This is a genomic window from Sphingopyxis sp., from assembly GCF_025869345.1.
Lineage (GTDB): Bacteria > Pseudomonadota > Alphaproteobacteria > Sphingomonadales > Sphingomonadaceae > Sphingopyxis.
In genome coordinates this window covers 1-9,273 of record NZ_JAOZVW010000069.1, presented here as the reverse complement: position 1 = coordinate 9,273, position 9,273 = coordinate 1, and the positions used below count along the sequence as shown (strand labels likewise).

Here is a 9,273-nt window from a genome sequence, read left to right as displayed (position 1 = left end):
CGTCATTCCCGCGAAAGCGGGAACCCAGTGCGGGGTCAGCCGACGCACGCTCTGGGTTCCCGCTTTCGCGGGAATGACGAAGAGGGGGATGTCCGCTCCGCAACCCAAAAAGCAGGCGCGGCTCCGGCTCCCGTGTATTATCCGAATAAACCGCTTGCCAACCACGCGCTACAAATGTAGCACGCTACAAATGTAGCGCATGAGGTGATTCGGAAATGCTGTCGAGCCTGCCCCCGCGAGAACGCGAGATCGTCGATATTCTCTATGAACGCGGCGCCTCCACGGTGACCGAAATCGGCGAGGCGCTGAGCGATGCGCTGTCGGGATCGGCGATCCGTGCGATGCTGAAGCGGCTCGAGGCGAAAGGCTTCGTGGCGCGCGAGGCGTCGGAGCGCGGCTTCGTCTATGCGCCGAGCGTGTCGGACAAGACCGCGCGCAGATCGGCGCTGAGCCAGGTCGTGCGCGTCTTTTTCAACGGGTCGGCGACGAGCGCCGCCGCGGCGCTGCTCGGGATGCAGGACGGAATGAAGGCGTCGGAGCTCGACGAGCTCGAAAAGATGATCGCGAAAGCGCGCGAAGGGAGAGACCAGTGATGATCACCACCGCCATGCTGCTGGGCCTTGCCTGGAAATCCGCCGCGGTCGCGGGGCTGACCCTGATCCTGCTGCGGCTCGCGCGGTCGCGATCGTCGGGCGAGCGGTCGCTGATCGCGCACGCCGGGATCGTCGCGCTGCTGGCGCTTCCAGCCGCGATGCTGTTGCTGCCGGCGTGGGCGCCGCTTCCCGAAAGCTGGACCGCAGCGTCCGAACCCGCACCGATCGCCGCCGCGCCCGCCGCGTCGGCTTCGGCGGAGGCGCTACCGGCGGCTGCGCCCGCCGCTTCGGCCACGGCCGACACGGCGAGTTTCACGCTGCCGGAGGTCGGCGATCTTGCGCCCTTTCTCTATGCGATCCCATTGGCGTTGCTGTGTGGAATGATGCTGCTCGCGGTGGTGCGGCTGTTCGCGATGCGCGGCCGGGCCGAGGTGCTGACCGAGGGGTCGTGGCTGTCGGCACTCGCCGAGGCGCAGCGGCGCATGGGTTTCAAGCATGGCACCGCGCTGCTCGTCAGCCGGGAATTGCGCTCGCCGATCAGTTGGGGCGTGCTGCGCCCGACGATCGTGCTGAGCCCGGTGACGGTCGGCGCGGTCGATGAGGCCGAGGCGATCATCGCGCACGAACTGGCGCATGTCGCGCGGCTCGACTGGGCGAAGCTCCTCGGCGCGCGCGCCGTCTGCGCGCTCTTCTGGTTCAACCCGCTCGTGTGGATGCTGGCGCGCGAAAGCCATCAGTTGCGTGAAGAAGCCGCCGACGATGCGGTGCTGATGGCCGATATCGACGGCCCTGATTATGCGAGCCTGCTCGTCGGCGCCGCGCGCCACGACAATCAGGGCGCGCTGCTCGCCGCGCACGGGGTCGCCCCGGGCAAGGGCAGCCTCAAGCGCCGGATCACCCGCGTGCTCGACGGCAGCCTGAAACGCGGCCCCGCGAGCGTGAGCTGGATGCTGATGAGCCTGGTGCTGCTTGCCGGGGTCACCGCGCCGCTCGCCGCCTTTTCGGCGACGGCGGATCAGAAAAAGGCGGCGAAGGACTCCCCGGTTCCTTTCGCCGCCGCCGCCCCGGCCGCGCCGCAGTCCACCGCGGCCGTGGGCGGAGCCGGGGACGCGAACGCAGCGCCCGCCGCCGCAGCGCCGAAACCACTCACCGCCGATCAGCTCGTCGGGATGCGCGCGGTCGGTGTGACCCCTGAATATGTGGCGGAGATGCGCGAGCATGGCGGCTCGATGGACCCCGACGATATCATCGCGGCGAAAGCGGTGGGGGTCGACCCCGCCTATATCCGGGCGATGCGCGGCGTTTTTCCGGGCGCCTCGATGGACGATCTGATCGGAGCCTCGGCGCTGCATATCGAGCCGGGCTATGCCCGCGAGATGAAGGGCGCGTTCCGCAGCCTGTCGATCGACGACCTGACCGCGCTGCGCGCGATGGGGGTCACCGGCGATTATATCCGCAAGATGCGCGGTGCGGGCTACGCGCTGAAAAGCCCCGATGACGCGGTCGAGCTGCGCGCGACCGGCATGACGCGGGGCGTGATGCGGACATCGACGAGCCGCCGGGACGAGCGGGCTACGGTCGATATCAGCCGCGGCGTGATCGAAGCGCGCGGCGCCGACGGCCGCGTCGCGCGGGTCGAATTCCCCGCGCCGCCCGAGCCCCCGGCCGCACCCGAGAACTGACGCCCGGACGTTCGTCCAATCACAGCTTCCGTTGATCGAACCCCACTTTTGAAACGCCGCCGCTGCGGCGAGCGATGACGCTCGCCTGGCGTGTGGAGGGAGGACATGCCATGAAAACCCTGATTCTTGCCGCTGGAACCGCTTTGTTGTCGGTGTTTGCGCAGGCTGCGCCGAACGCTGCCGCCGATCCGCTGATCGTCGATCATATCGATTGGACGATCGCGCCTTCAACCGGTGTCGAGCCGCATCTGCGGATCAGCCACGCATCGTCGAGCAGCGATGTGTCGCTGAACGGCCGCGCCGAATTCCGGGCGGCGCGCGAGGCGCTGAAAGGCGGCGCGGGGCCGGTATCCTTCACCGTGGCGCACGCGGCCGGGACGCTCGCTTGCTCGGGCCGGCTGACGGGCGCTTTCGCGGGCGCGGGGCACTGTCGTTTTTCCGCCGATCCGCGCTTCGAGGCCGGACTCGCGGTGCGGGGATTGGCGCCCGACGACCGCGGTGAGCTGGTCACGATGCTGCTCGTCGATGCGACGATCGACCTGGCCGACGGGCTGACCCGCGAAGGCGTGAAGCCCAAGGACAGCGGCGACCTGATCGCCGCCGCCGCGCTCGACGTCACCCCCGCCTATGTTCGCGAATTGAAGTCCGATGCGATGGTGCTGACCGATGTCGGCGACGCGATCGCGTGCAAGGCGCTCGATGTCGACGGGCCCTATGTGCGGGGCCTCGCCGCGGCGGGCTATCGGGGGCTGGCCGCCGACGACGTCGTCGCGATGAAGGCGATGGACGTGTCGCCCGACTATGCGCGGGCGATGAACCGGGCGCGGGGGAGCGGTCAGTGAAATTTGCCGTCAGCCTTGCGGCGGTCGCCGCCGCCCTCTCCGCCCTGCCCGCCGCGGCACAGGAGTCGCCGCCGACCGGCGACACGCCGCCCCCCGCATCGACCGATATTGCCGCGAGTGCGAACCGCGCGGCGCGGCAGGTCTTCACCCCCGCCGATTTCGCGCGCTATGCGCCGAAGAACGCCTATGACATGCTGGCGCAGGTTCCGGGCTTTTCGATCCGCGACAATGAGCAGCTTCGCGGGCTGGGTCAGGCGACCGGGAACGTCCTGTTCAATGGCGAGCGGCCGTCGAACAAGGCCGACGACATGTACACCCAGCTCTCGCGCATCCCCGCGGGCAATGTCGAGCGGATCGAGATCGTCGATGGTGCGACGCTCGATATTCCGGGGTTGTCGGGGCAGGTCGCGAACATCGTCTATCGCGCCGACAGTTTTTCGGGCCAGTTTTCGTGGAAGCCCGAATTTCGCGCGCATTACACCGATCCGCTGCTGACCCGGGCCGACGTGTCAGTGCGCGGACGGACGGGCGAGATCGAATATGAGGCGGCGCTGAGCAACGACGATTCGGCGCGCAGCGGTGCCGGCGGCCCGACGCTGATCTATGATGGCGCGGGCAGCATCATCGAGCGGCGCAAGGATATCTGGAACACCCATTATGACACGCCGAAGCTGTCGGGGCGCCTCACCTGGGATCCGCCGGGGGACAGTGTCGCGAATATCGGCGGGCATATTCAGCGCAAATATGACCGCTATGACGAGGATGGCGTGCGCATCGGTGCCGGCCAACCCGACCGCATCCGCACCGTCTACGAAAATGCCGATAGCTGGAATTACGAGCTCAGCGGCGATTATCAGTTCGGGGTCGGCCCCGGCAAGCTCAAGCTGATCGGGCTCAGGCGGTTCAGCCACGAACCCTATTCGCAGGAGATCGTCACCGCCCCCGACGATGGGACGCCCGCGACCGGCGACCGCTTCGCGCAGACGGGCGACATCGGCGAGACGATCGCGCGCGGCGAATATCAGTGGAAGATGTTCGGCGGCGACTGGCAGCTTTCGGGCGAGGCGGCGTTCAACACGCTGGACAATGTCGCGTCGATCGCCACGCTCGATCCCTCGGGCAAGTGGATCGACCAGCCGTTCGACGGCGGGACCGGCGGGGTCAGCGAAGACCGCTACGAAGGGCTGCTGAGCTTCGGGCGCAAGATCACCGATGCCTTCAGCTTTCAGTTGACCGCGGGCGCCGAGCATTCGACGATCACGCAGACCGGCCCGAACGGCCTGACGCGCAGCTTTTTCCGGCCGAAGGGGTCGCTGACGCTCGCCTGGGCGCCGTCGGCCGATTTCGACGCATCGCTCAAGATCCGGCGGCGGGTGCTGCAACTCAGCTTCTATGACTTCCTCGCGCGCGCCTTCCTCAACGACGGCAACGAGAATCAGAGCAACAACGATCTGCGGCCCCAGCAGGACTGGAGCTATGAACTCGAGATCAACAAGAAGCTGGGGGCGTGGGGATCGACCAAGCTCTATTTCGTCTATCGCGACGTCGAGGATCGCGTCGACGTGATTCCGATCGGGCTGGATGGCGAGGCGGTCGGCAATATCGCCAAGGCCAAGGCCGGCGCGGTCGAATGGACCTCGACGATCAACTTCGATCCGGCGGGATTGAAGGGAGTCAAGCTCGACACCAGTCTGCTGTTCCAGACATCGACGCTGCGCGATCCCTTCACCGGCGAGAAAAGACAATGGAGCGGGTTCACCGATACGGCGCTGAGCGCCGACCTGCGCCACGACATTCCGGGTAGCGACTGGGCTTGGGGCGGCCATGTCGAATATTCGCACGTTCAGCCCAATTATCGCCGCAACCAGACCGACAAGGTGTGGGAGGGACCGATCTGGGCGTCTGTGTTCGTCGAGCACAAGAATGTCATGGGGCTGACCGTGCGTGCGTCGATCAACAATATCACCAACGCCCGCTCGCGGCGCGACCGGACGGTGTATGAAGGGCTGCGCGGGGCGAGCGAGATCGCCTTCGTCGAGGAGCGCGACCGGCTGATCGGCCCGATCTTCGCCTTTTCGGTGCGCGGGAAATTCTGAGATCGGCTATGGCCGGCGAATGATCGCCCGGCGGACCAAAATCTATTTCGACGGCGGTTGCCGGCCGAATCCGGGGTCGATGGAGATCGCGGTGGTGACCGGCGGCGTCGCGACGATCGAGCGCGACATCGGGGCCGGGAGCAGTCTCGACGCCGAATGGCTGGCGCTGATCGCGGCGCTGCGGCTGGCGCGGGCGCGGGGGGTCACGGATTTCGTGCTGCTGGGCGACGCTGCGGCGGTGATCGCGCAGGCGACGGGGAAGGTGCGGGCGCATGGCGAGGCCGCGGGGCACCTCGCGGCGTTTCGCGCGCTGGCGGGCGAGGGGCCGGCACCGCGCATCCGGCACATCCCTCGCACGCAGAATCTGGCCGGAATCGCGCTGGCGAAGCTGCATCCTCGATAGATCGACTATCTTCGTCATTGCGAGCGAAGCGAAGCAATCCAGAGCGGTTTATGCGGACTCTGGATTGCCGCGTCGCTTCGCTCCTCGCAATGACGATTCCAGGATCAGGCGTAGGCGTCGATCGCGGCGAGGTGCATTGCCTTGTCGGCGTCGCTCAGGAAGGAGCCGGTGAAGCTGTTGCGTGCCAGCGCCACGAGATCGGCCTTCGACAGGTCGAGCGCGTCGGCGACGGCCTGATAGTTCGCGTTCACATAGCCGCCGAAATAGCTGGGGTCGTCGCTGTTCACCGTTGCGGCCAGCCCGGCGTCGAGCATGGTCTTCAGCGGATGGGCGGCAAGGTCGTCGACAACGCAGAGCTTGAGATTCGAGAGCGGGCAGACGGTGAGGGTCATGCCTTCGCCCGCGAGGCGCGCGACGAGCGCGTCGTCCTCGAGGCTGCGGTTGCCGTGGTCGATGCGGTCGACATGCAAGAGGTCGAGCGCTTCGCGGACATAGGCGGGCGGACCTTCCTCGCCCGCGTGCGCGACGAGCTTCAGCCCCAGATTGCGGGCGCGCGCGAAGACGCGTTCGAACTTCGATGGCGGGTGGCCGACCTCGGAGGAGTCGAGCCCGACGCCGTCGATGCGATCGAGGAAGGGCAGCGCTTCGTCGAGCGTCGCTTCGGCCTCGGCTTCGCTGAGGTGGCGGAGGAAGCAGAGGATCAGCTTCGACGTCAGCCCATGCTCCGTCCGCGCCGCGTCGAGCGCGCGAGTGATGCCGGTGACGACGGTTTCGAAGGCGATGCCGCGCGCCGTGTGGCCCTGCGGGTCGAAGAAGATTTCGACGTGGCGGACGCCATCGGCGCGGGCGCGGGCGAGATAGGCGGCGGTGAGGTCGTGGAAATCCCGCTCGGTCTGGAGGACCCCCATCCCCTGATAATAGATGTCGAGGAAATCCTGTAGGTTCGAGAAGGCATAAGCGGCGCGTACCTCCTCGGCCGAGGCGAAGGGGATGGCGACGCCGTTCCGCTGCGCGAGCGCGAACATCAGGTCGGGTTCGAGCGAGCCCTCGATATGGAGGTGAAGCTCGGCCTTGGGCAGGCCCGCGATGAAGGCGGCGCGGTCGGCGGCGGATGCGAAATCCTTAGTCATGCGATGCGTCCTCCTCGCGCAGGATGATCGCCGCCTCGGGCTTGTGGCGGCGGATTTCCTCGACCGTCAGCCCGTCGATCTCGTGCGGGAAGATCAGCCAGCGGTCGGTTTCGTGGACGAAGAAATCGGGCCGCAGGTCGGTGACGTTGCGGCCGGGCTTGAACCAGACGGTCGCGATGCGGATGTCGCGCGGCATGTTGTGGCGGCAGCGCGCGCGAAGCTCGGCGATGAAGGCGCGGATGCTGCGCCCCGAATCGAAGACGTCGTCGATGATCAGCAGCCGGTCCCCGGGGTTCAGCGTGTCGATCAGATAGCCGAGCGCGAAGACGCGCACCTGCGGGTTCTGATCGTCGATGCCTTTGTAGGAGGAGGTGCGGATCGCGATATGGTCGCAATGGTGGCCGTGATAGTCGAGCAGTTCCTGCACCGCGATCCCGACCGGCGCGCCGCCGCGCCAGATGCCGACGAGATGCGTCGGTTCGAACCCGCTGTCGATGACCTTCATGCCGAGCCGCAGCGAGTCGGCGAGAAGATCGTTCGCGCTGATGTAGATTTTATCGTCGCTCATGCGCGGGAAATAGTCCGCCACTCGACATTTGTCATGCCCACCATTATGTATGGTATTGTGTATGGATATGCAGGAAGTGAGTCGATGACTGGCGAACTAGAAGGCCGCGACAAGGGACTGTGGATTTACCGCACGGGGCTGCATGGCCGTTGCCCGCGTTGCGGCGAGGGCCGGATGTTCCGGCGCTGGCTGAAGGTGCAGGAGCACTGCCCGCAATGCGGGCTCGATTATGATTTCGCGGCGCCCGACGATGGGCCGGCTTTCTTTTCGCTCTGCTTCATCGCCTTTCCCTTGCTGTTCCTCGTTGTCTGGTTCGAGGTCGCGCTGAATCCGCCGTGGTGGATGCACCTGATCGTCTCGGTGCCGTTGATGATCATTCCTTGCCTTGCGGCGCTTCAGCCGATCAAGGGCTGGCTGGTCGCGTCGCAATATGTGAACCGCGCGCAGGAAGCGGGCACCGACGCGCTGTGGGCGAAACTCCACGCGCGCGCCAGGGGCGAGACGGTCGAAGGCGATGGCTGACGGCTGGATTCCCGACCTCGCGCGCACCGACAGCGCCAAATATGTCGCGATTGCCGAAGCGATCGCGAGCGCGGTCGAAACCGGCGCGCTGCGCGCCGGCGATCGGCTGCCACCGCAGCGCGCGCTCGCGGCTCGGCTCGGCATCGACCTGACCACGGTCACCAAAGCCTATGAGCAGGCGCGGACGCGCGGGTTGATCGGCGCGCGCGGACGCGCGGGGAGCTTCGTGTTGCCGCAGGATGCGATCGCGGCGGGGCCGCCGCCGCGCGACACGGGGATGAACATGCCGCCCGAGGTGGCGGGCGGGTCGCTGCTTGCGGCGTGGGAGCGGACGTCGAGTGCGCTGCTGCGCGCGCCGGGCGCGGGCGGGCGGCTGCACTATACGCCCGCGGGCGGGCGCGAGGCCGACCGCGCGGCGGGCGCGGCGCTTTTCGGGCGACTTGGGCTGGCGAGCGAAGCCGATCAGGTCGTGGTGACCGCCGGGGCGCAGAATGCGCTGCACGCGATTGCCGGCGCGACCTTGAAGGCGGGCGATGTCGTCGCGTGCGGAACATATGTCTATCCGGGCTTCCTGGCGATTGCGAAGAAGGCGGGGTTGCGGCTGGCGCCGCTGGCGCGGATCGATGCCGACGCGCTGGACGCGCTCTGCCGGCGCGAGACGGTCGCGGCGCTTTATGTCGTGCCGACCAACGACAATCCGACCACCGTCACGCTCGATGCCGACGAGCGTGCGGCCATCGGCGCGGCGGTGCGGCGGCATGGGGTGCGGCTCATCGAGGATGACGCCTATGGTCTGCTTGCCGAGGCGCCGATCGCGCCGCTGTCGGGCTTTGCGCCCGAATGCGGCTGGTATGTCGCCAGCGCATCGAAGATCATCTCTCCCGCGCTTCGCATCGCACATGTGCGGGCGCCGTCGGTGACGGATGCGCTGGCGGTGGCGGCCGAGGTGCATGGAAGCGACGTCATGCCGCCGCCACTTAATGCTGCGCTGATGACGCGCTGGCTGGAGGACGGGAGTTATGACCGGCTGATCGCCGAGACGCGCGCCGAAGCGGTGGCGCGGCAGTCGATCGCCGCCGACCTGTTGCCTGCAGGGAGCTACGCCGCGCATCCGTGCGGCTATCATCTGTGGGTGCCGCTGGCGGGCGGAGCCGATCCGGCGCGCGTTGCCGGAGTGTTGCGCGGGGCGGGGATGATGGCCATCGCGGCGGATGATTTTGCCGTGGGCGCAGTAAAGGCACCGGCGCTGCGCGTGTCGCTGGGCGGTGCGATCGACCGCGCGGGATTGCGGCGCGGGCTGGCGGTGCTGGCGCGCGAACTGGCGGCGGTTTAGGCGGTGTAATGCAAAGCGAAGTCGGCTTTGGGGTGGGAAGCGGACATTCTTTTCTTTCGTCATCCCGGACTTGATCCGGGATCCATTCATCCGGCGCTGAGAGA

General features: G+C 67.3%; 9 protein-coding genes. 7 read left to right on the top strand and 2 right to left on the bottom strand.

Going from position 1 to position 9,273, the window contains the following annotated elements; translation table 11 throughout:
• Positions 1-215 precede the first annotated feature (215 nt).
• From OJI97_RS07475 to OJI97_RS07455, 5 genes are all read left to right on the top strand, one after another.
• Positions 216-593, top strand: a complete 378-nt coding sequence (locus OJI97_RS07475) for a BlaI/MecI/CopY family transcriptional regulator (protein WP_297662432.1) — start codon at positions 216-218, stop codon at positions 591-593.
• Entirely contained in the window at positions 593-2,275 is a 1,683-nt protein-coding gene (locus OJI97_RS07470) for a M56 family metallopeptidase (RefSeq protein WP_297662431.1), read from the top strand. Before OJI97_RS07475 ends, OJI97_RS07470 begins: the two co-directional genes overlap by 1 nt.
• Positions 2,276-2,385: 110 nt before the next feature.
• A complete protein-coding gene (locus tag OJI97_RS07465) occupies positions 2,386-3,117 on the top strand; it encodes a hypothetical protein (RefSeq protein WP_297662430.1) in 732 nt (243 codons plus the stop codon).
• Complete coding sequence (locus OJI97_RS07460; protein WP_297662429.1) at positions 3,114-5,213, top strand: TonB-dependent siderophore receptor; 2,100 nt, start codon at positions 3,114-3,116, stop codon at positions 5,211-5,213. Before OJI97_RS07465 ends, OJI97_RS07460 begins: the two co-directional genes overlap by 4 nt.
• A gap of 19 nt (positions 5,214-5,232) precedes the next feature.
• Positions 5,233-5,616, top strand: coding sequence for a reverse transcriptase-like protein (locus tag OJI97_RS07455; protein WP_297662428.1), 384 nt, complete (start codon positions 5,233-5,235; stop codon positions 5,614-5,616).
• 104 nt (positions 5,617-5,720) lie between these two features.
• On the opposite strand, the gene OJI97_RS07450 is transcribed toward OJI97_RS07455, so the two are convergent.
• The gene (locus OJI97_RS07450; protein ID WP_297662427.1) at positions 5,721-6,746 is read right to left on the bottom strand and encodes an adenosine deaminase; all 1,026 of its coding nucleotides are present in this window, start codon (positions 6,744-6,746) and stop codon (positions 5,721-5,723) included.
• A complete protein-coding gene (locus OJI97_RS07445) occupies positions 6,739-7,314 on the bottom strand; it encodes a phosphoribosyltransferase (RefSeq protein ID WP_297662426.1) in 576 nt (191 codons plus the stop codon). The genes OJI97_RS07450 and OJI97_RS07445 overlap by 8 nt, the downstream gene beginning before the upstream one ends.
• An 84-nt stretch (positions 7,315-7,398) precedes the next feature.
• Between OJI97_RS07445 and OJI97_RS07440 the strand changes: the two genes are divergently transcribed.
• Entirely contained in the window at positions 7,399-7,836 is a 438-nt protein-coding gene (locus tag OJI97_RS07440; protein ID WP_297662425.1) for a DUF983 domain-containing protein, read from the top strand.
• Positions 7,829-9,169 carry a PLP-dependent aminotransferase family protein gene (locus OJI97_RS07435; RefSeq protein WP_297662424.1) on the top strand — a complete coding sequence of 447 codons (1,341 nt, stop codon included), beginning with the start codon at positions 7,829-7,831 and terminating at the stop codon, positions 9,167-9,169. Before OJI97_RS07440 ends, OJI97_RS07435 begins: the two co-directional genes overlap by 8 nt.
• The last annotated feature ends 104 nt before the right edge of the window (positions 9,170-9,273 follow it).